Annotated in this window: 22 protein-coding genes and 1 tRNA gene; 14 read left to right on the top strand and 9 right to left on the bottom strand. The window is 56.8% G+C overall.

Features of this window, described 5'->3' with window-relative positions; genetic code table 11:
- Positions 1–61 precede the first annotated feature (61 nt).
- A complete protein-coding gene (locus tag P1U45_RS00945) occupies positions 62–919 on the top strand; it encodes a peptidylprolyl isomerase (protein ID WP_301057070.1) in 858 nt (285 codons plus the stop codon).
- Here P1U45_RS00945 and P1U45_RS00940 read toward each other — a convergent pair.
- Complete coding sequence (locus tag P1U45_RS00940) at positions 916–1,926, bottom strand: DUF1214 domain-containing protein (protein WP_301057069.1); 1,011 nt, start codon at positions 1,924–1,926, stop codon at positions 916–918. The two genes, P1U45_RS00945 and P1U45_RS00940, sit on opposite strands and share 4 nt — an antisense overlap.
- A 158-nt stretch (positions 1,927–2,084) precedes the next feature.
- Here P1U45_RS00940 and P1U45_RS00935 point away from each other — a divergent pair, with 158 nt between their 5' ends.
- A complete protein-coding gene (locus P1U45_RS00935; RefSeq protein ID WP_301057068.1) occupies positions 2,085–3,365 on the top strand; it encodes a glycosyltransferase in 1,281 nt (426 codons plus the stop codon).
- A gap of 145 nt (positions 3,366–3,510) precedes the next feature.
- On the opposite strand, the gene P1U45_RS00930 is transcribed toward P1U45_RS00935, so the two are convergent.
- The gene (locus P1U45_RS00930; RefSeq protein WP_301057067.1) at positions 3,511–4,737 is read right to left on the bottom strand and encodes an NADH:flavin oxidoreductase/NADH oxidase family protein; all 1,227 of its coding nucleotides are present in this window, start codon (positions 4,735–4,737) and stop codon (positions 3,511–3,513) included.
- A gap of 83 nt (positions 4,738–4,820) precedes the next feature.
- On the opposite strand from P1U45_RS00930, the gene P1U45_RS00925 reads away from it, so the two are divergent.
- Genes P1U45_RS00925 through P1U45_RS00910 form a run of 4 tightly spaced genes read left to right on the top strand, consistent with a single transcriptional unit; the run spans position 4,821 to position 6,402 of the window.
- A complete protein-coding gene (locus P1U45_RS00925) occupies positions 4,821–5,237 on the top strand; it encodes a MerR family transcriptional regulator (protein WP_363258335.1) in 417 nt (138 codons plus the stop codon).
- Positions 5,234–5,635, top strand: a complete 402-nt coding sequence (locus tag P1U45_RS00920) for a hypothetical protein (RefSeq protein ID WP_301057066.1) — start codon at positions 5,234–5,236, stop codon at positions 5,633–5,635. Before P1U45_RS00925 ends, P1U45_RS00920 begins: the two co-directional genes overlap by 4 nt.
- Before the next feature lie 7 nt (positions 5,636–5,642).
- Positions 5,643–6,053: an SMI1/KNR4 family protein gene (locus tag P1U45_RS00915; RefSeq protein WP_301057065.1), complete on the top strand. Its 411-nt coding sequence runs from the start codon at positions 5,643–5,645 to the stop codon at positions 6,051–6,053.
- A 49-nt stretch (positions 6,054–6,102) separates the two neighbouring features.
- Positions 6,103–6,402 carry a DUF1244 domain-containing protein gene (locus P1U45_RS00910; RefSeq protein WP_301057064.1) on the top strand — a complete coding sequence of 100 codons (300 nt, stop codon included), beginning with the start codon at positions 6,103–6,105 and terminating at the stop codon, positions 6,400–6,402.
- On the opposite strand, the gene P1U45_RS00905 is transcribed toward P1U45_RS00910, so the two are convergent.
- From P1U45_RS00905 to epmA, 3 genes are read right to left on the bottom strand one after another with little or no spacing between them, the layout of a single operon-like run.
- Entirely contained in the window at positions 6,399–7,349 is a 951-nt protein-coding gene (locus P1U45_RS00905) for an AEC family transporter (protein WP_301057063.1), read from the bottom strand. The genes P1U45_RS00910 and P1U45_RS00905 overlap by 4 nt on opposite strands.
- A 6-nt stretch (positions 7,350–7,355) precedes the next feature.
- Positions 7,356–8,396, bottom strand: coding sequence for a lysine-2,3-aminomutase-like protein (locus P1U45_RS00900; RefSeq protein ID WP_301057062.1), 1,041 nt, complete (start codon positions 8,394–8,396; stop codon positions 7,356–7,358).
- Complete coding sequence (gene epmA / locus P1U45_RS00895; protein WP_301057061.1) at positions 8,393–9,418, bottom strand: EF-P lysine aminoacylase EpmA; 1,026 nt, start codon at positions 9,416–9,418, stop codon at positions 8,393–8,395. The genes P1U45_RS00900 and epmA overlap by 4 nt, the downstream gene beginning before the upstream one ends.
- A 147-nt stretch (positions 9,419–9,565) precedes the next feature.
- Between epmA and efp the strand changes: the two genes are divergently transcribed.
- Both efp and P1U45_RS00885 read left to right on the top strand, forming a co-directional pair.
- A complete protein-coding gene (gene efp, locus P1U45_RS00890; protein WP_293607345.1) occupies positions 9,566–10,138 on the top strand; it encodes an elongation factor P in 573 nt (190 codons plus the stop codon).
- Positions 10,139–10,318: 180 nt separating this feature from the next.
- A complete protein-coding gene (locus P1U45_RS00885) occupies positions 10,319–10,966 on the top strand; it encodes a glutathione S-transferase family protein (RefSeq protein ID WP_301057060.1) in 648 nt (215 codons plus the stop codon).
- Here the strand turns inward: P1U45_RS00885 and P1U45_RS00880 are convergent.
- Positions 10,963–11,763, bottom strand: a complete 801-nt coding sequence (locus P1U45_RS00880; RefSeq protein ID WP_301057059.1) for a hypothetical protein — start codon at positions 11,761–11,763, stop codon at positions 10,963–10,965. The two genes, P1U45_RS00885 and P1U45_RS00880, sit on opposite strands and share 4 nt — an antisense overlap.
- Positions 11,764–11,941: 178 nt before the next feature.
- On the opposite strand from P1U45_RS00880, the gene P1U45_RS00875 reads away from it, so the two are divergent.
- The 4 genes from P1U45_RS00875 (at position 11,942) to P1U45_RS00860 (ending at position 16,252) form a co-directional block, all read left to right on the top strand.
- On the top strand, positions 11,942–12,322 hold the full coding sequence (locus tag P1U45_RS00875) for a GFA family protein (RefSeq protein WP_301057058.1): 381 nt from the start codon (positions 11,942–11,944) through the stop codon (positions 12,320–12,322).
- A gap of 98 nt (positions 12,323–12,420) precedes the next feature.
- Positions 12,421–13,599, top strand: coding sequence for an MFS transporter (locus P1U45_RS00870; protein ID WP_301057057.1), 1,179 nt, complete (start codon positions 12,421–12,423; stop codon positions 13,597–13,599).
- Positions 13,600–13,690: 91 nt separating this feature from the next.
- The gene (locus tag P1U45_RS00865) at positions 13,691–15,613 is read left to right on the top strand and encodes an ABC-F family ATP-binding cassette domain-containing protein (protein WP_301057056.1); all 1,923 of its coding nucleotides are present in this window, start codon (positions 13,691–13,693) and stop codon (positions 15,611–15,613) included.
- A 54-nt stretch (positions 15,614–15,667) separates the two neighbouring features.
- Entirely contained in the window at positions 15,668–16,252 is a 585-nt protein-coding gene (locus tag P1U45_RS00860; RefSeq protein WP_301057055.1) for a hypothetical protein, read from the top strand.
- Here P1U45_RS00860 and P1U45_RS00855 read toward each other — a convergent pair.
- Together P1U45_RS00855 and P1U45_RS00850 are read right to left on the bottom strand one after the other, a co-directional pair.
- Complete coding sequence (locus tag P1U45_RS00855; RefSeq protein WP_301057054.1) at positions 16,243–16,707, bottom strand: GNAT family N-acetyltransferase; 465 nt, start codon at positions 16,705–16,707, stop codon at positions 16,243–16,245. The genes P1U45_RS00860 and P1U45_RS00855 overlap by 10 nt on opposite strands.
- A 6-nt stretch (positions 16,708–16,713) precedes the next feature.
- Entirely contained in the window at positions 16,714–19,722 is a 3,009-nt protein-coding gene (locus P1U45_RS00850; RefSeq protein ID WP_301057053.1) for a VIT domain-containing protein, read from the bottom strand.
- 196 nt (positions 19,723–19,918) lie between these two features.
- Here P1U45_RS00850 and P1U45_RS00845 point away from each other — a divergent pair, with 196 nt between their 5' ends.
- Positions 19,919–20,320 carry a biopolymer transporter ExbD gene (locus P1U45_RS00845; RefSeq protein WP_301057052.1) on the top strand — a complete coding sequence of 134 codons (402 nt, stop codon included), beginning with the start codon at positions 19,919–19,921 and terminating at the stop codon, positions 20,318–20,320.
- On the opposite strand, the gene P1U45_RS00840 is transcribed toward P1U45_RS00845, so the two are convergent.
- Positions 20,312–20,812, bottom strand: a complete 501-nt coding sequence (locus P1U45_RS00840; RefSeq protein WP_366144972.1) for an Lrp/AsnC family transcriptional regulator — start codon at positions 20,810–20,812, stop codon at positions 20,312–20,314. The genes P1U45_RS00845 and P1U45_RS00840 overlap by 9 nt on opposite strands.
- Before the next feature lie 400 nt (positions 20,813–21,212).
- On the opposite strand from P1U45_RS00840, the gene P1U45_RS00835 reads away from it, so the two are divergent.
- Positions 21,213–21,289, top strand: a tRNA-Met gene (locus tag P1U45_RS00835).
- Positions 21,290–21,404: the final 115 nt, after the last annotated feature.

The raw sequence follows: 21,404 nt of genomic DNA, 5'->3' as shown, positions 1-21,404 counted from the left end.
GCTATGTCATGTCTCGCCCAACAGTCACGAACTAAAGGTGCATCGCACCAGAGGATTATCTATGCGTTTTACGTCACTTCTTCTTGGAACAGCCGCGCTGGCGCTTTCAGCATTTCCCGCCGCCGCGCAGGATGCTGTGAGCTATGACGCTGATACGGTCGTTGCCACGGTGAACGGAACGGAGATCACAATCGGCCATATGATCGCCTATCGCGATGCGCTGCCGGCCGAGTATGCACGCCTGCCAGACGCGCAATTGTATTCGGGTATTCTGAACCAGCTTGTTGATCAGCAGCTTCTGGCCGACGAAGCGGCCCGTCTGGGCAAAGATGAGGGCCAGCGCGTACGTCTGACGATCGAGAATGACCGACGCGGCACGCTGGCGGGCATCGTCATTTCCGACATGCTGGATGAAGCGGTCACTGAAGATGCGGTGCAGGCAGCTTATGCTCAGGTCGTGGCGGGCTTCGACGGACAGACAGAATACAACGCATCCCATATCCTCGTGGAAACACGTGAAGAGGCTGAGTCGCTGGTCGAGCAGCTGAATGCCGGTGCTGATTTCGCGGAACTGGCGCAGGAGTTTTCTACCGGCCCTACCGGCCCGAACGGCGGTAATCTTGGTTGGTTCGCGGCAGGCGTCATGGTCCAGCCGTTTTCTGAAGCGGTTGAGGGCATGACGCCGGAGACTGTTTCAGGACCGGTCCAGACCCAATTCGGCTGGCATGTAATCCGCCTTAACGAAACGCGCGAAACGACACCGCCTTCATTGGCTGAGATGCGCGACGGCATTATTGCGGAGCTTCGAAATAATGCACTGCAAGCGCATCTGGACGCGCTCAGTGACGCGGCTGATATTGTCGTTGCCGGAGACGCCGTTCCAGAGACAGCGCTCTCCACCGTTCAACTGGACGACTAGTCTATCGGTTGCGGGGCAGGCGGTTGCCACTCACCTGAGGTGATCGCTTCGCCCGGCTGATAGGCGCGGAGGACATAATTCCACCCTTCGGGTGTCGGAATGCAGTTCACAGTGTCTGCCTCACATCCACCAAGCTGGATGCGATAGCTTCCATCCTCGCTTTGTGTCGCGTTCACATTGTTGAGCGCATTTACGCCGAGTTCATTCGGCACCATGAAGCCGCGCGTATTGTACATGGTGACCGACCAGAAGGCGTCTGCTGGAACGTCATTGAGGATCAGCTCATGCGGCTTGTCCTCATCGCCAGGCATTGGGCGGCCTGTAAAGTAATCGGCTTCCTCCTCCGGCAGTAGCCCCCAGCCAACCGCAGTGACGATAAGGTGTGAGACCGGATCGATTTCCTCGGCAGTACCCATGCGTATGCCGAAATTGCCGCGTGCCAATGCCCCAAGGCGTAAGAGCGCCATACGGGTCGAATCGAACGTGTTCTGATCATACTCGGGAACGACAAATTCGCCTTCGCCAGGCTGGCTTACCGTGACCATGTCCTGCAGCGTGTTGGCGTAGGCAATGTCCTCGTCATCGAAGGAGTCCGCGAATACGCGCAGTGTAATAACGGCGTAGCGCGTGCCGACATCCTCTGCGGAAAAGCTATGGGTGCCGTCATGATATACATCGACGGTTAGGTGGTCCTGATTGAGGATCTGCGCGGAGATATATCGCTCGTCTGGTGCCTCGGGCAGAGTCACGGTGACAGGACCGGCTTCCATATCGAACACGCCGGAAGAATATAGCGTGTCGAGGTTCATGCGGATTACGTTTTGCTCGTCGAGCTTTGTCGGAACCCGGCGGTGATGAATGCTGCCAAGTTCGCCGCGACCCACCGTCTCGCCCATATACCGGTCGGTTTCGGCGCGTACGAAATTGTGCGGTCCGACAAAAACAGGATCTGCGATTGCGCTGGTCGAAAGCATAAGGCCGCCAAGCGCGGCGATGGCGTATTTCATCAAATCTCTCCCTCTGTCTGCCTCACGTCTTGATGCGTGGCGGTCAGTGTTTCCGGTGTATCGTGGACCAGTGCGAAGCGCGTGGCCAGTTTTAATGTTACCCCGGCCAGCTTGTGTTAGGCTGAAACGGTTCGCAGCAGGGGAAGTGCGCAACCACAATGAAAACTCTCATCCTCACTTATGGCACGCGAGGCGATGTCCAGCCCTTTGTGGCGCTGGGGCGCGGCCTGCAGGCGCGCGGCGACGAGGTGCATATTGCCACCTCGACACGCTTTGAAGCGTTCGTCACAGAGAACGGTCTGGGCTTCTGTCCGGTCTCCGATGATTTGCTTGGTATTCTCGACACGCGTGACGGGAAAGACATGCTGGAGAATACGGCGAACTTCTTCGATATGGCGCGCCAGTATATCCGCATGGCCAAACGTGTCGGGCCCATGCTGGAAGAACAGTTAGAACAGGGCTGGCAGGCAGGGCAGCAGGTCCAGCCTGAACTGGTGATCTTCCATCCAAAAGGTGCTGCCGGACCTGCTATCGCTGAGGCCTTCAACGCGCCAGCCATTCTGACCCTGCCGTTTCCTATGCTGGTCGCAACCGGTGAGGCGCCGCATCTCGGCTTCCCGAAGCTGCCCTTTGGTACCGCCTATAACCGGTTCACGCATAATATCGTGCGCGCGGCATCTGCGCTTGGCCTCAAGGGCGCGATGAAGAAGCTGCGGGCCAACAAGGGCATGCTGCAAGCGAAGCGGTATGATGCGCTTCATATGGCGGACGGAACGCGCGTGCCGAGCATGACGTGCGTGAGCCCGTCAGTCGTTCAACGACCACACGATTGGGATGAGCGCGACATCATCACCGGCTATTGGTTTCTTGAGCATCAGACCGGCTGGCAGCCGGATGAAGCGCTTACGGAGTTCCTGAAAGCGGGGCCGCCGCCGGTTTATATCGGCTTCGGGTCGATATCCGGTAAGCGTCCTGAAAAGCTGGCGGAGATTGCGATCAATGCGCTGGCAGCATCCGGCCAGCGGGGTGTTCTGGCGACGGGCTGGGGCGGGCTTAAGCCGTCTGGTCTGCCGGATACGGTTTTTCAGATTGATAGCGCGCCGCATGACTGGCTGTTTCCGCGTATGGCGTGCGTCGTCCATCATGGCGGCGCGGGTACAACAGCGGCAGGACTAAAAGCAGGTGTACCGTCTCTCATCGTGCCGTTTGTCGGCGACCAGCCTTATTGGGCCGACAAAGTGTTTGAGATTGGCGCCGGGCCGAAAGCTATTCCGCAAAAGAAATTGACTGCTGAAAACCTCGCCGCTGCGATATCCGAAGCCGTGACAAGCGAAGCGATCAGGAATCGTGCCGCAGAACTTGGCGCAAAAATCAGAGCAGAGGATGGCATCGCTGCGGCGATCGCTCACATTGATCGGGCGATGGGAAGTGCGAGATGATAGCGTGATAAAATGAGCAGGCTCGTTCGATGACCGATAGTTTGGTCTCAACTGATCTGGCATCGAATTCGAAGGGCGCATTGAGGCTGAAGCGCGACGCCCGCAAAATGGATATGGAAGAGGGCGTTTAAGCCCTCTTCGTCCGTTATCGGCTGGCAATCCAGTTGCGATATTGCTTCGCGCGGGATTTGGCTTCCAGCTCCGAGGTGACGAGCGCGTAGAGCGGCCACACATTCGGGTTGGGGCGCTTGCCTTTGGAGAGCTTCTTCATTTGAAAGCGCACCGAAGACATTTGCGCCGCTGAGGCGAGGGCTTTGTCCTTCATCTGAATTGGCTTTAGCGCGGGTGCAGGTGTTTCGCCGGCCTGCCAGCGGTTTGGAAGGTCCGGGCAGATGGCAATGGCCGTTGCAATGCCCGCCATGTCGACGCCGCTCTCGATGACTGCATTGGCGACCTCTATCCGGCGAATGCCACCTGTCACCATGATCGGCATGTTTGCGACTTTTCGGATTTCCGTCGCGAACTCCAGAAAATAAGCTTCGCGGGCAAGCGTGCGGTCGTCACGTGCGGTTCCCATCATAGCGGGCGCTTCATAGCTGCCGCCCGAGAGTTCAATCAGATCAACGCCCAGCGGGTTCAGCCATTCAACGACCTGACGGGCATCATCCTCAGAGAAGCCGCCGCGCTGGAAGTCGGCGGAGTTGATCTTCACGGCGACGGCGAAATCAGGGCGCACGGCGGCGCGGATCGACTTGACGATATCGAGAAGCAGGCGCGCACGGTTTTCCAGCGAACCGCCCCATTCATCATCGCGCTTATTTACAAGCGGAGAGAGGAACTGGCTGAGCAGATAGCCGTGTGCCCCATGTACCTGAACACCAGAAAAGCCGGCTTTCTCGGCAAGACGGGCCGTGTTGGTGAAGCGCTCTTTGATGTCCGCAATGTCTTCGGGCGTCATAGCGCGTGGCGGCGGAAAGCGACCTGACTGAGCGCCAAGATCCAGCCCGACGGCAGATGGCGCAATCGCCTGCTGGCCAAGCGAGCCCGGCATCTGGCGACCCGGATGATTGATCTGCATCCAGAACTGCGCGCCGTTTTGCGTGCCGATGTCTGCCCATCGTCTGAACTTGTCGAGATTGCGGTCGTTCTCCAGAACAACGCCGCCGGGGCCAGTCATCGCGCGGCCATCAACCATAACGTTGCCGGAGATGATCAGGCCGGTTCCGCCTTTGGCCCAGCTATCATACAGTCGGTAGAGCTGGTCGGATGGGCCCTGATCGGAATCAGCCATGTTTTCTTCCATGGCACCCTTGCCGATACGGTTTTTGATTTCATTGCCATTCGGCAGAACCAGTTTTGAGAACAATGCCATGAGGCGCTCCATTCATCAGATTTTGACCCACCCTAACCTTTGAGTTAAGTTTAAGGTCAAGCGACTTATTGAAAGCATTTGATATGAAGATTGGCGACCTTGCAGAGCGTACCGGATTACCCGCCTCTAAAATCCGCTTCTATGAGCGTATCGGGCTGCTGACCATGGTGGACCGTCGCCCGAACGGGTATCGGACCTATCCGGAACAGGCGGTTGTCGTGCTGGATCTGATTACCAGCGCCCAGCTGGCGGGCTTCAGTCTCGATGAAATCCGCAATCTTGTGCCCGACGATCTGGATGGCTGGGAGCATGACAAGCTGCTGGGTGCGCTGAAATCCAAGATCGCTGACATTCAGGCGATGGAGAAGCGCCTCGCAAAGAGCCGTAAACAGCTGACCGCGCTGATCAATGAAATCGAAGACAAGCCGGACGATATGGATTGCACGGAAAATGCGCGCCGCGTTCTCTCCAGCCTCTTTATGCGTGAGAGCAAAGCATGAGTGCCCAGCCTGCTGGCTACTCCGGTAAGCCGCTCTGGCAGAAGCTGGGCATCAAGCCCGGCATGCGGGTGTTGCCGGTTAATCCGCCAGACCATTATGACGATCTGATTGAAGGCGCAGAAGGCATGGAAGAGGTCGTGTCCGGTCCCGCAGAGATCGTGCATCTCTTTTGTGAAACACGCGCTGATCTTGATGCTGGCTTCGGTCTCGCGCTGGCTCAAGTCGCGCCGGGCGGTATGCTCTGGGTGAGCTGGCCGAAAAAGTCGTCAAAACGGTTCATTGATCTGACCGAAGACCAGCTGCGCGAGGTTATTCTGCCGACAGGCTGGGTAGATGTGAAAGTCTGCGCTGTGGATGCGGACTGGTCCGGCCTGAAATTCCTTAAACGCAAATCATAGGGCGGACATGACTTATACCTTCGATGCGCAAAACCCACCGGTGCATGATGGGGAGATTACTGCTCTGGAAGAACTGCTCGATGCGCCCTTGCCGGCAAACTATAAAGCGCTTCTGAAGTATTCTCACGGCGGCGAGTGGCCGATACCGGTCGCGCCTTATGACTTCGTGATGTTTGAGGTTGATACGGTGATCGGAAACCTCACGGCGACCGACTTTGCCGAAGCCTTTCCGGGCCTGCTGCCTATCGGCGGCGATGGCATGTCAGACTATATCGCGCTTGATTTTACCGGTGGCGGCGCGGCAAAAGTGGTTGGCGTAGATGCGGTTGAATCTGCGCCGGAAGATGCTGTCTATCCGATTGCTGAAACTCTGGAAGCGTTTCTGGAAATGGTCGGTCAGGCGCCGGAAGAAGACTAGACAGGGCAAGTCTCAGCGCCATATCTGGAAGCCGGACAAAGGATACGCCATGACTGACCAGATCACGCAGGACAAAATCGAAGCCGCAGCCTTTCGCAGGCTTCTGAAGCATCTCGCCGACAATCCGGATGCACAGAATATTGATCTGATGATCACAGCAGATTTCTGCCGGAACTGTCTGGCGGACTGGTATCGCGAAGCCGCGGCTGAAAACGGTGTCGAAATGTCTAAGGATGAAGCGCGCGACTATACCCATGGCATGCCATATGCCGAGTGGAAGGCATCTCAGCCGGATGCGACGCCAGAGCAGATGGCCGCGTTCAAAGCCCGCAAAGACGCGAAAGCCTAGGCGCCCATAAACAAACGCAGATAAAGCGTGAGCGTCACGACCGAAACCACGGTCGAGATCAGAACGACCTGTCCCGGAATGCGGGCGTTTCGCTCATAGAACTCGGCCAGCATGAATGGGCCGGTACCTGTTGGCATGGCCGCGATGAAAACGGCGGAGTGCAACAGGAATGGCGGCAGGTTCAGGATCGGTCCGGCGACGATCCATGTGATGAGGGGCTGCGCAAACAGCTTCAGGCCCGTGAGCCATGTTATGTCGATAATGCGGACAGGGGCAGCATCTTCCTTCGCGCCGGCATCAGCGAAGAACAGACCGATGGCGACAAGCGCGCAGGGTGAGGCGGCCGCGCCGAGCAGGTCTATAAAAGACTGAGCAGGGGCTGGAACGCTAATCCCCGCGAGCAGGAATACCGTGCCAAGTGCAGGCGCGATAAATAGCGGGTTGGTGAATAGTTTGACCGTCGTCACGCGAGCGATTTTGAGTGGGCTGCCTTCTGCCTGCAGTGCGCTCTCGATAATGATCAGGCCGATACAGAAGATCACCGTGATCGTGATCACCGAAGCAATCACAGCAGGCATCAGGCCGGGCTGTCCATAGACGGCCAGCATGAGCGGAAACCCCATATAGGCCGTGTTGGAGTAGCTGGAGCTAAGCCCATCTACGGCTGCGTCGGCGAGCTTCACTTTCTGCCAGACGCGAATGAAGAGCGTGATGAAGAACACCACGAAACATCCGGTGGAGTAGGCAAGAATGAAGCCCGGCTGCCATATCTCTTCAAGGCCAGCGCCGGCGATGACGTCGAACATTAGAACAGGCAACGCCAGATAGACGACGAACCGGTTGATCTCGCGCAGCGCGGTTGGGCCGAGCGCACCAAACCGGCGAGCTGCCCAGCCAGCCAGAATGAGCCCGAATACGGGCAGAACAGTGAAAAGCGTCGAAAGCATGGGCGGTCAGGTCTTGTAAGGATGAAGTTTGCCGTCACGGCCGCGAAGAGCCGGGCCATCCGGCGTCTTGCGCAGGTCGGACTGAGCGGCATTGGCTTTAGAAACACCGCCTGGAATGTCGATCACATAACGTGGCACCGACAATCCGCTGACACGGTCGCGAACGGCATCGTAAAGGGCGCGGCCTTCCTCCACGCTCACACGAAAATGCGATGTGCCGGGGGCAAGGTCTGGATGGTGCAAATAATAGGGCCGGATCAGGTTCTCTGTCAGGGCTTCGAACAGGTCAGACAGGGCCTCTACCGAATTGTTGACGCCGTTGAGCAGAACGGTCTGCGACACAAGGGCGATGCCCGCATCTGCCATCAGGCGGGCTGCAGCTTTGGTCTCGTCTGAGAGTTCTTTCAGGTGATTGATATGGATCGACACATAGGTCGCGACGCCATCAGCTTTCAGTCCGCCGATAAATTCCGGTGTGATGCGAGCCGGGTCGGCGACCGGCATGCGCGTGTGCCAGCGAATAATCTTGACGTGTGGAATGTTTGCAATCGCGTCTGTCAGGGCGCGTGCGCGTTTGGCCGATAGCATAAACGGATCGCCGCCGGTCAGGATGACTTCCTTCACCTCCGGCTGGCTTCGAATATAGTCGAGCGCGGCGTCCAGTTCCGCGGGCGTCAGCGTGTCGCCAAGGTCTGGCCCGACCATTTCGCGCCGGAAGCAGAAACGGCAATACACAGGACACACGGCGACGGGCTTTAGCAACACACGGTTCGGATAGCGGTGAACAATACCGGCAACCGGTGAATGGCTCGCATCACCAATCGGGTCGTTCAGCTCCTCTGGCAGGCGCACAAGTTCGGCAGGCGAGGGGATGAACATACGCGCGATAGGATCGGCAGGATCGTTCTGGTCAATCCGGTCTGCCAGAAATGGCGTCACCGCGATGGCGTAACGGTCCGCAACAGGTTTCAGCGCTTCTGCTTCCTCGTCAGAGACCAGTCCGGCACTGGCCAGCGCGACAGGTGAGGAGAGCGGGCGTGAGCTCATGCCTCGAAAGGTGTCCAGATCATGTGGTGAACACTTGGTGCCTTTGCCGCAAGCATGGCGATACGTTCAAAGCCGAGCGCAACACCGCTGGCATCTGGCATGGTTTCAAGCGCTTTGAGGAAGTCTTCGTCGAGCGGGTAACGCTCGCCATAGAGCTTTTCTTTCAGCGCCATGTCGCCTTCAAAACGTGCGCGTTGCTCTTCCGGATCGGTGAGCTCGTGAAAGCCGTTCGCGAGTTCGATACCGCAGGCATAGAGCTCGAACCGGTCGGCAAAGCGCGGGTCGTCTTCGCAGGCGCGTGCAAGTGCGGCTTCGCAGATCGGGTAGCGATAGAGAACTGTTAGCTGGCCATTTCCAAGTTTCGGTTCGATCTTAGATACCAGAACCGCTGAAAAGATATCAGACCAGCTTGCGTCCTTAGAGACGCCGACACCTTCTTCAATCGCAAAATCTGCGAACAGATCGCGGTCATTAAGTACAAGCTCCAGATCGATATGGGCAAAGACGAGGAATGCATCTGACAAGGACAAAAGCTCGACCGGAATGAACGGGTCACATACCCGGCCTTTCCATTCAAACACCTTTGTCCGCATGCTCTTGGCCGCAGTCCGGCAGAGCTCGACTGTATCTTTGATGACGTCCTCAAGAGATGCGCCAGCACGATACCATTCGATCATGGTGAATTCGGGCGAATGAAGCGGGCTGACCTCGCCATTGCGGTAAACGCGTGCGAAATCAACGATCTGTGTTTCGCCTGCACTCAGCAGCTTTTTGCAGGAAAACTCTGGCGAGGTGTGCAGGTAGAGAGACTTCTTCGCGCCAGTATCGTCGCGATAGTCTGTTTTGAAGGCCTGAAGATGGGTTTCGTTTCCTGGCGAGGTTTGCAGCGCGGAACACTCGACCTGAGTGAAACCTTCATCTTCAAACCAGTCTTCCAGTGCGCGTTTAACCGTTCGGCGCGCAGTCAGGAAAGGGCGGCGGTCTGCATGACGATCCGGATGCCAGAATGGATCACCTGTCATTTGCGCGTGCTCCGCTTCAAAACGAATTACTCAACTGGGAGCTTGGCGAAAGCGCCTTAAGACGGTATGGCGGTGGCCAGACCTGCTGCTCCGTTACCGGAGCGCTCTACACCACCAGCCCCTTAGCGGGCAACACGGGAAAACCTCATGGCCGTTGAAGTCGCAGCGAATATTCGCAAGGGAAACATTATTGAACACACGGATGGGCAACTTTACGTCGTTCTGAAAGCAGAATCGTTCCGTCCGGGTAAAGGTACACCGACCACCACTATCGAGATGCGCCGCATTTCCGATGGCATCAAGTCTGTGATCACGACGAAGACTCAGGAAAAGCTGGAAAAAGCATTCGTTGAGGAAGTCGACCACACATATCTCTACATGGATGGCGACAACTACGTCTTCATGCACCCTGAGACATTCGAGCAGGTTTATGTGTCCGGCAATATGCTTGGCGACAGCGCGCCATTCCTGCAGGAAAACATGACCTGCATCCTGCAGATGTTCAACGGCGAGCCTGTGTCAATCACACTGCCTAAGAGCATCACGGTAGAAATTACAGAGACGGAGCCGGTTGTTAAAGGTCAGACTGCGTCGTCTTCTTACAAACCTGCGATGACTGACATTGGCGTTCGCGTCATGGTGCCTCCGCACATTGATGCTGGCACGCGCATCGTCGTGAACACCGAAGATTCCACCTATATGGAACGCGCGAAAGACTAAGGTCTCACGCCTTCCGACACGAATGAGCGGACGAGCAATCGTCCGCTTTTTTTGTGCTCTGCTTTCCGTAAGGGAAAGCGTCAAATTTTCAATCTGAGTGATCTGCGACGTTAATTTTTCAATGGTAAACTTTTACCCGTGCACGGACCGGATTGAGGTGACGTGCAGAGGGGTAAGCAGATGGCACTCGTGCTGCATTACATCTATGGCTCTACAGCCTCCATACCCCAAGTGGTCATGGAAGAGGCCGGACTCGCCTACAGTTTGAAGGCGCTGCCATCGGGTGTCGATGACGTGCATCTCGACCATTACCCCGAAGCGAAGTTCAAGCTGTCAGGGCGTATCCCAGCGCTGGAAGACGGGGCCAATGTCGTCTTTGAGACCGGCGCCATTATCATGCACCTTCTGGCCAAACCCGAAGCGGCGCATCTGATGCCTGCCTACGGGTCAAAGGAATGTTCCCGCTTCATGCAATGGCTATTTTACATGACGACATCGCCCAAGGCGACGTTAATGGAATTCATGTGGCCTGAGCGGTGGGGGCGGATTGCAGATGATCAGGACTGGGTTCGTGAGCGTGCCGCCGACCGCATGGTCACGCAATGTGATTATCTGGATTCAAACGTGTCAGACGGCACATTCCTGTCCGTTGGGTTTACCGCGCTCGATATCTATCTGACCGAGCTTGCCCGCTGGAGCGCTGTGACAGGCATGCCGATGTGGCGGTGGAAAAACCTCGGCAAGATTGTCGAGGCGACCCGGAACCGGCCTGCGTATAAGCGCATGCTCGCTATGCAGAGGATCAGCTGGCCGCAGCAGGCTGCCTAGCTTGCGTGATAGGTTACGAGCACATAGCGGCGCTTTGCCATGTCGGCTTTCAGTTTTGATCGGAAACCGGCATCGTCCGGAATGGCGCAGATAGAGGTCAGCGTGTCCAGCATGGTGTCTGTCACATCTCCCTCCCAGGTGAAGGCGAGATAGGCAGAGCCAATACCGAACAGTATAAGCCCCGCGCGCTCTTCCAGATGGCGCGCCAGCTCGTGATTTTCAAACGGGTTGAGGTCGCCTTCAGGGCCGTCCGGTCCGAAATAGCCGTTCGGAAAGGCGATGAGTGTTTCATAGGCGTGGCGAACGGGCGCCAGATTAAACACACTAATGCCGTCGAGTTTCCTGGCGTAGGTCGACACGTCCTTCCAGTACTCGTCCCATAGCGTCAGCTCTGTGTTCGTCCGCAGACGGGCGCTCACCTCTTCAAATGACATCGTGACGAGCTGGCGGTGGAAATTGGCTTCGCGGATGGGGAATTCTTCAGGCGTATTCATCTCGCCGAGATATTCACCCGTCTCATCGAAACGGTCGGCGGGCATCAGGGAAAGATCTACCCTGTCTGTATCATTCAGGCCGTAGCGCTCTGCGGCATGGTACGAGGTGTAAGAGGCCTGAAAGTCATCAAGGCTGGTGACGACTTTCATATTCGCATGACCGCTTTGAAGTTTGCGATATGCCTTCAGAAGGTCGGGAATGCCGAAGGCGCCGGTTGCGACGTATCCGTCGGTGAGCTGCTCCTGCGCCGCTGCCATCTTCGTGTCAGAGAAGCGGACGAGCTTTAGCGGACCTTTCGCCATGGGTCTGCGCTGTCGCGTATCGCTCTTTTTCTTTTTCTTGAAAAACGAAAACATGGAGTACTCAGGTCAGTAGAGCACGCTAACCTAAGGGAAAGCGTACTTAGAGCAAGCGGCATTTTCAGCAGATTAAGAATTTGCGGTAAGACTGGCGTTGAACCCGGATTACAGGGAGCGATCCATGGCCAAGGGACAGTGCCTGTGCGGCGCATTATCGTTTGAAGTCGAAGGCGACCCCCTCTGGGGCGCCATATGCCATTGCGAAAGCTGTAGGCGCGCAACCTCTTCGCCGTTTACCGCATTTGTTGGCTTCTCGCGGGAGAGTGTTCGCTGGACGGGCGATACACCGGCCAGCTATGCGCATTCTGAAAAAGCCGAACGGCTCTTTTGTAAGAAATGTGGATCACAGATCGCCTACATGTCGAACTCCCGCACAGATCAGATCGATCTCTATACGGCGAGTTTTGAAGACCCGAATGCGTTCGCGCCGACGAAAACAGCTTTCCGTGAGGAGGCGCTGTCTTTCATTCATGCAATCCCGAATCTACCGGACTGGAACTGATCGTCGTCGCGTCTCTCCGGAGACGGTTTGAAAAAGAATTGCAGCCGATTGCGTGCGGGCTGTTGTCTTTTGCCTCGGGCTGAGCGAATGGCGACACAATGAGCCTTTCTGTTCGCATATTTGTCTGCGGTATTCTCCTCTTCGCATCGCTCGCCGGTTTCATGGCGACCGATCTCGTTTTGCCTGCGGTTCCAGAACTTCCGGAGATCCTGAATGGTAGCGCGACGGAGACACAATACATTCTGGCCGCTTTCATTGGCGGGCATGCGCTCGGCCTGTTGCTGTTCGGCGCGATTACCTGGCGTTTTCGCAGACCGCATATTCTGATCGTTGCGATGGTCGGGTTTGGCCTGTCTTCATTTATGGCGACGCAGGTCACAGCTATCTGGCCGCTGGTCATACTGCGGGTGTTTCAGGGTGTTTTTGCAGCCGGGTCTACCGTGATTGCACCGGGCATTATGCGTCAGCTCTTTTCTGAAAAAGGCGCAACCCGCGCGCTGGGTATCTTCTCCAGCCTTGAAGCGCTCGCACCGGCAATGGGGCCGATCATCGGCTACTGGCTTCTGGACATTGGTGGCTGGACGCTGAGCTTCTACATTCTGACTGTGATTGGCGCTGCTGTTGCGGCGGTTGTGTTCTTTGTCGGGAAATGGATTCCGCGTTCAAAAACCGAAGGCAATCGTGGCAGCTATCGCTCGCTCCTGAAGTCGAAGGTTTATCTGCGGTATTCGCTGTCACAGGCGCTATGCGTTGGCGGTCTGATCGTGCTGGTCTTCAGTGCGCCAGCCATCTTCGTGAGAGCCTGGGGCGGGAGCATGACGCATTTCATCATCATGCAGTGTGCGGGCGTCGCCTGTTTCATTATCGCCAGCAACTCGACCAGCTATTTTGTCGACCGGTTCGGCGCTGAGAAAGTCATCTGGCTCGGCACATTCATTTCCATGATCGCTGCCTTGCTAATCCTGCTATACGCGTTGAGTGGCGGGCAGGAACCATTGGTGGTCGCAGCTTTGTTTGCCCCTTTGAACCTCGCTCTGGGTATCAGGGGCCCGCCCGGCTTTCTGCGTGCGATTATTGCAGGTGGCGGACAGGACGATCGGGCATCGTCCCTGCTGGTGCTGGCGCTCTTTGCAGCGGTTGCCGGTGGCACAGCCATTCTGGCGCCTTTCGTGGAGCACGGCATGGTGGAGACGGCGTTCGCAGTCTTCCTTATGGAGCTCGGCGCGGTAGGTCTTCTGGTCTGGCTTCCGGGCCTTCCGGACAAGCTCGCCTCGTAATTCCGGCCCAATCGGATGCATATCGGGACAAAGCCCTGTTTAGCCTGTCCTGAGTGATTGACTTTAGTGCGCGGCGTGGCACACCCCGCGCATGCTAACGATCACAGACCTCACCTTCGCTTTTGGTACACGCACCCTGTTCGAGGAGGCGTCCGCACAGCTTGCGAAAGGCTGGAAGGTCGGCCTAGTCGGGCGCAACGGAACAGGCAAGTCGACACTGCTCGGGTTGATCCGTGAGGCGCATGACCGTGAAGGCAAGGATGAATCTATCCGCTTCAATGAAGGCGCGACGCTCGGTTGGGTCGCGCAGGAAGTTGCGCCGACCGACGAGACCATTCTGGAAGTCGTTCTCAAAGCAGATGCTGAACGCCACGCGCTGATGACGGAATCTGAAACCGCGACCGATCCTGATCGCATCGGCGAGATCCATGAACGCCTTCTGGACATTGATGCATGGTCTGGTGAGGCGCGCGCGAGTGAAGTTCTGATGGGACTTGGCTTTACGCCGGATGACCTGCACCGGGCGTCGAAAGAATTTTCTGGCGGCTGGCGTATGCGGGCAGCCATTGCGGGCGTTCTGTTTGCTCAGCCTGACGTGCTGCTGCTCGACGAGCCGACCAACTATCTCGACCTTGAGGGTGCTGCCTGGCTGGAAAACTATCTTCGGGCCTATCCGAACACAGTGATCCTTGTCAGCCACGACCGCGAAATGCTGAACGCCTGCGTGACGCACACTCTGGCACTCGATCATAAGAAACTTGAGCTCACCACGGGCGGCTATGACGATTATCTGCGCATGCGTGCGATCAAGTATTCCCAGCTGGAGGCGATGAAGAAGAAGCAGGACGCTGAACGTGCCCATCTGCAAAGCTTTGTCGACCGCTTCCGCGCCAAGGCGTCCAAGGCAACGCAGGCTCAGTCCCGTATCAAAATGATCGAGAAGATGAAGGACGTCGCTATTCCGGTGTCGGAGCGGACGGTGCCGTTTCATTTCTCCGCGCCCGAAGCCCAGCTTGCGCCGCCTCTGCTGGAGCTGCGCGGTGCCAGCTGTGGTTATGGCGAGAACGCCGTTATTCTGACTGAAGTCGATCTGCGCGTAGACCCTGATGATCGTATCGCCATCGTTGGCACAAACGGGCAGGGCAAGACCACGCTGGTGAAAACCATTGCGCAGAAGCTTCAGCTCATGGACGGCGAACGCAAAGCGCCGGGTTCCATTCGTATCGGTTATTTCAGCCAGGACCAGATGGACGAGCTCAGCCTCGGCGAGACGGTTTATGATCACGTGCAACGCGCCATGCCGAAAGGCACGCTGCCCGCCAAGGTTCGCGCCAAAGCGGCTCAGCTCGGCTTCTCGGTAGAGAAGGTCGAAACCAAGGTTGAGAAGCTGTCTGGCGGCGAGAAAGTGCGTCTGCTTATGGGCCTGATGGCCATGACCGAGCCGCACATTCTTATCCTCGACGAGCCGACCTCCCATCTTGATATTGATAGCCGCGAAGCGCTGATCTACGCACTGAACGATTATCGCGGCGCTGTTCTGCTCATCACCCACGATGTCTATCTGGCCGAAGGTACGGCAGACCAGCTCTGGCTGGTAAAGGATGGCAAGGCCTGCGAGTATGACGGCGATCTGAACGACTATAAGAAGCTCGTTATGGCGGCTGACCGCGACCAGTCAAAAACCTCAAAAGCGCCTTCGCCTAAGGAGGAGGTCATCGTCGAGCAGCCGGTTGAGAAGGTCGATAAAGCCGCCCAACGCCAGAAGGCAGCTGACGCACGCAAAGCGGCAGCTCCGCTAAAGAAGAAGGCTGATGCCGCAGAGAAGCGCCTTGAGAAAGCCAATGCCCGTGTGGCGGCGATTGATGAGGAGCTGGTCCAGCCAAACCTGTCATCCGAACGGATGCAGGCGCTCATGAAAGAGCGGGCTGAGCAAACCGAATTGGCTGAAAAGGCTGAAACGGAATGGCTCGAAGCCAGCGAAGCCTATGAAGAGGCGATAACTGTTGCAGGCTGACGTCTCCCCGAAAAGGGTGATGTAAGGTTGTATGAATTGCGTTATTCTCGCTGAATGGCACGTTATGAATACGCACCCGCAGCGCTTTCTGGAAAGCAAACCGTTCACTGGGATCAGGATGGTTTGCGTATCGATAAAGACGGCAGCAGCAAAATCCTCAGATGGGTTGATCTCGGCTCTGCCCGGTATTGGACGTCGCGCGTGAAGACCGTCGACTTTTACGGGTTTGAACTAAAGGACAGCGCTGGTGAGAGTTACTCGCTGAGCATGACCGTGCCAGCCGGTACGGGCGCGGACAACCCTTTCCGGGCAGGCTATTACGGCATGCTTCGCGAGATCTGCGCCGTGCTGAAAACTGCGCGCCCTGATGTGAAAGTCGATTACGGGCAGCCGAAAACCTATGCGTGGATATATTTTGGGACCGGCGTGATCGCGTTTCTGTTCGCAGCAGTGATGGGGTTTCTGCTTCTGACCGAAGTGCCGGACCGCATGGGCGCAGCCGCACCGCCGGTCGTCATACTGCTATTATTTGGCGCATATCTCGCCTGGTCGTTCAGGCCGGGTCGGCCTACGGTGCAGTTCAGTCTGGATGAGATGGCAGCGATGAGTGAACGCTATGCCAATCCGGATCAGAGATAGAGCTTGAAACCTTCATGCGAGCGGGCAAAGCCGTAACGCTCGTAAAAGCGGTGCGCGTCGGGTCTCTGCTTGTTGCTGGTCAGCTGGATGAGATTGCAGCCGCGCTCTTTAGCGATTGAGACGGCCAGATCGACCATTTGCTTGCCAATGCTATGGCCGCGGCAGTCCGGATTGACGTGTACGCTCTCCATTTCCATGCGCCAGCTACCACCATTGACCATCGTCGGGATGAAGATGAGTTGCATGGTGGAGACGACGCCGCGTTCGGCCAGTTCGCCGACGAAGAGCATCTGGTTGTCATCGCATTCTATGGCATCAAACGCGGCGCGATAGGCCGCTTCCGGTGAGTTCTCAACGCGGACTTCATCGCCCGGTGCGCCCTTGACGATGAGGTCCAGAATAGCCGGCACATCTTCAAAACGTGCCGGCCGGAATGTGGGTTTCAGTACGGTCATTGAGGTCTAGTTGTCGCCTTCCACGGTGATGGTCGCGACGAGATATTCCGACTGGTCGACATCGTCAAACTCAAGCTCAATGCGCTGGACGCGCTCGTCAGGCGTGCCATAGTTCTGCCAGAGCTCGGCATTGATCGCGACGGCGCCATTCGGGTTCACAATGTCGGAGGAGAAATAGTCCATCTCCACCGTGTAGACGCCCGGAATGGCCTTGCGCAGCATGAACTCTTCCGGTCCGTAGCCGTCCGTCATATCATTGGAAATCCGCCCGCCAATCGCAGACAGATTGTTTCCGTAATAGACACGCTCGCCGCGCGGGTCTGTCACCCAGAGGTCCATGTCGACCTCATCGACATTCCAGCCCACAACGATACGCAGATCGACCGGCAAGTCGCCCTCAAGCGCTTCGCTTGGTAGCTCGCCATTGCCGCCAGCGGTCTGCAGGCGGTCGAGTACGCGGTTCGCCTCCAGCACGGAGATGCCTTCAATACCGTCATAATACCAGCTCCACGGCGAGGAGATGACGTGGTTCAGATGCTCCAGGGCTTCGCTCAGGCGCGCGCGGCGTTCGGCTTCGCTGAGGCCGGGCAGATCAGCGCTCGCATCGAGCGCAAGCGCCAGATCACGCCATGGCTGTGGACGGGAGGGATCAATCTCGGTCACGCGGCGGAACAGGTCGACCGCGCGGTCGATATCTCCATAGCGCATCAGACGTTGGCCGACGGCCGTCAGCGTGTCGTGATTGGATGTTGAAAGCTCCAGAGCTGTCAGCGCGGTTTCAGTTGCACGGCGAATGTCACCGCACTGTTCGAACAGGTCAGCAAATTCGAGGAAATAGCTTGGCAGTGAACCGTATTCGGCGCGTTCGCGCAGATAGACCTCGTAAAGCTCATCAGCGCACATGCCTTCGGCGGCTTCCAGATAAGGACGGTTCGGCGTCCAGCGCTCGATCTCCACAACTGATGCGGCACCTGATCCGCTTCGTCCCTGATCAAGCTGGGTTGGCTCTGCCAGCGGGTTCGGTGGAGCCGCTGGTGCGGCCGACCCTGTCACCACGATGTCTTCTGACTCCTGAAATGTTTCGTCAAACACAGGAGACGGAAGGGATCCGTCCGGACGCGGAGGCGGCGGAGGAGGTGGTGGAGGCGGCGGCGGTGGCGGAGGTGGTGGTGGAACCGTGTCTTCCAGATAAAGGACTTCACGTTCGTATTCAGCACCGTTGCTGCTGTCGTCTTCCGGGTCGAACTTTGCTTCATACCAGGAGACCTGACGCTCCCAGTAACTGACCACATTCTCGATGCGGTCGGCTTGTTCTCGCTCCATGCGGTTAATATGCGCATCCAGAAGCGCGGTATATCGCTCCTGCTCATCCTTGCTGAAGGTGTCCTCCGGCAGGTTGATGTCGTTGTTCACATAGTCTTCGATCGTTTCCAGAACGAGGAGCGAAGTCTCATCTGTAACGACTGAGAACTCCTGGCTTGCATCCACGATGTCGGCGCGGCTGGCGCCGGTAGCACGAAGCGTCGTTATCAGCTCGCGTGCCCAGAACGAGCCAGCGCCGCTGTTTTCCGGCGCGTTAGCGGGCGAGATGGATTGTGAAATGACCCGGCCACCGATTTCGGCGACGACATTGGTTGCGTTTCTGCGGATAGGTGCAAACAGGCGGAACCGGTCGCCATCATCGATCCATTCGGCTTCGTCCATGACATCCCGGCCATCGACAAGAAAACGCCGGGGTGACATCACGGATTGAGAGAGGCGGGCTTCTGCGCGTTGAGGGCCGATCTCAGCAAGATCGAGATAATGGCCGCCGCCGCGCTCGGCGAGCAGGCTCAGTGCGCCATCATCTGCTTCGAGCGAAGCGCTGACAACGTGAAGCTGACATGGAAGTTGCACATCCGGCATATCTCCGAAGGTGATCCGCCCGTCAGTTACCAGGAAGCAGACGTCCACGCGCGGGCGCTCTACCTCGGCCGCGAAAATGGCCTGCAGGTCGGTCGCGCCGTCAAAATCAATCTCCGAAACGAAGTGACGTAGCTCTTCTGGTTCAGGACGCATATCGACGCGTCCGCTATCACGCAGGCCGCGTGCAAACGGCACCAGTTCCAGCGAGAAGGGGCGAAGTTCGAAGAACAGATAGGAGAAGAAATCCAGCGCCTGTTCAGAACTCTCCTCGTTCGACAGGGACGTATCCCAGAGCACGCGAACGGAAGCAGGGCTGAACGGAGTGCTGGCGGTTTCTGATGGCAGGTCAATCGCAACGAAATGCTGGAAGTTGGCGTGACGGCTGACGCTGACCGGTTCCGCGCTGGCCGGCGTGACGAGCAGGTCTCCGTTCAGGGGCAGGTTCTCTGTTGCCAGTAGAGCGCGGTCATTGCGTGCATCCCATTGCGCTTCCAGTTCGCCAGGCATGCTGACATCGGCAAGGGTAATGTCGCCATCGACTGTGATCGTCGCGTTGACGGCATCATCGCCTGCTTCCAATGGCAGGCGGTATGGCTGGTCGTCGCTGACAGGCGTGACGAAGGTCACCGAGATCTGGCGGGTCTGCCCTGGCATGATTGGGAAAACGCGCGTCTCAAAGGCATTCGTACGGCTGACTTCGGCAAGGCCCGGGTCTACGCGCTGTCGAATACGCTCATTAAAGACCCGTTCAGCCTGAAGCTTCTCGACGATCACGCCGTCGCGGATAGCGCCGTTAATGTCGAGGCCATAGCCGGTGAGGATGGCGCCCGCTGGCATGTTGAGCGTGAAATTGCCCTCCAGCGTCTCCTCGCTCGGGTTCATAAACTCGGCAAGAACGGTCGTTTCGGCAAAGCCGCCATTGAGGCTGACATTGACGTCTAAAGTCTGCAGATCGAGCAGGCTGGCTTCCGTGCGCCCCTCGCTGGTGAAGTAGCTGGTAGAGGACAGGACAGGGTTTGGCTCTGCGCCAGCTGACAGCGCGATCAGGCTAGCGCTAAGTGTCAGGCCTGCAAGGCCGGTGGTTCTGATTGGTTTGATAGCTGGCAACATGCGTCGTCCCCGTGACCTTATGCTTTTGTATGTCTGAGCTTTTGCCGCCGATCATGTCGGCTATGAGGCAAGAGCAAGACCAATACAGGAGCCTGCACAGTTTGCGGGTTATGTCTATTCGCTCTGGAATAAGGATTATTGCCCGACTGGATAATTTGTAATATGATTACATAATGGTTGTATGGGAGGACATTTCATGAAACGCAAATCTATTAAAGCGGCTGAGGCCGATCTGACGCCTATGCTCGATATCGTGTTTATTCTGCTGATATTCTTCATCGTCACGGCGACTTTTATTCAGGAGAAGGCGATCGATATGACGCCGCCGCCACCATCGAATTCCACCGAGATATCAGGTGAGGCGTTGATCGTGAGAATTGACGAGAATGATCTAATCCGTGTCGGCGGACGGTTGACCGATGTCGAGGGCATCCGCGCCCGCGTTGAACGGGCCGTGGCGGAAAATCCGGATATCAGCGTGATTGTTCAGGCGCACCCGCAGGCACGAAACCAGCTGGTTATTCACTCAGTGGACCAGTCGCGCAGTGCGGGCGTGCAGAATGTCGGGTTTGCCGTAGATGGCAACGGCTTACTTTGAACCGGACGTCGGCGCGTCTTCAACGAGCGACAGCGGAACAGCTGTTGTTCGTTTGGAGACACGTACGATGATGCGGGACTGAACATCTGACACCAGGCCAAGTGAAAGAAGCTTATCGCGCAGGAAATCGTCATACGCGTGCATGTCGAGCGTCAGAACGCGGATAATGTAGTCCACAGCGCCTGTTACCGTCATGCACTCTACAACTTCTGGCCAGCCTTCAATGGCTTTTTCAAATTGTTCGAGGTTCTCGCGGTTCGGAAGCTGGAGTTTGACCGAAGCGACGACTTCGAAGTTTAGGCCGAGAGCATTGCGGTCGAGAACCGTCACGCGGCGTTGGATGACGCCTTGTTCTTCCATCCGCTTGATGCGGCGCCAGCATGGCGAAGAAGAGAGGCCAACCTTTTCAGCGATGTCCGCGACGGACAGGCTCGCATCATTCTGAACCAGTTCAAGAATGTTCTTATCGATTTGATCCAGTTCAACAGACAACATTTTTCCCTCGCCGCTCAAAAACGTCCCTCGCATTGCACTCATTGGTTCTTTTGATGTGCTTTATGCAAGTCTTTTTCTAAAAAGCGGTATAAACAGAAAGAAACTGCCTTTGGCAAGTGCTGATTTGCTCTGAATTGTGCAGAATTGGATGATCTGTATGCAGAATGGCAGAATTCTGTCCATATGGGGCAGGATTTGCTCATTTTATACGAAATGTTGCATAAACGTCACCTTAAGAGGGCGGCGCTTTCGCTTTTCTGACCGGGTGCGATTACGCAATTTCTCACCGCAATATCAGCCTTGGTTATTGTGGTCCTTAAAATGGCGAGAAAACTTGCATTCTATGCTTGTCGGATGGGAATTGCCCGCGTATATAGCGGCGCTCATTCATCGGTTTGGTTCGGTAGCTCAGCTGGTTAGAGCGCGCGACTCATAATCGCGAGGTCGGGAGTTCAAGTCTCCCCCGAACCACCATCTCCTCTTAAAACTGACAACGATTGCTATCATCACATTGGTATTGAAGGCATTTCGGGTCTGGCCTGACTGCGGAAATATCGTAAGAGTGCTCGAGTAATCTGAAACTGGAAGA

It is taken from the genome of Ponticaulis sp. (assembly GCF_029210165.1).
GTDB lineage: Bacteria > Pseudomonadota > Alphaproteobacteria > Caulobacterales > Hyphomonadaceae > Ponticaulis.
Note: the sequence above shows the minus strand (reverse complement) of the source record. Positions and strands in the feature narration are given on the sequence as shown.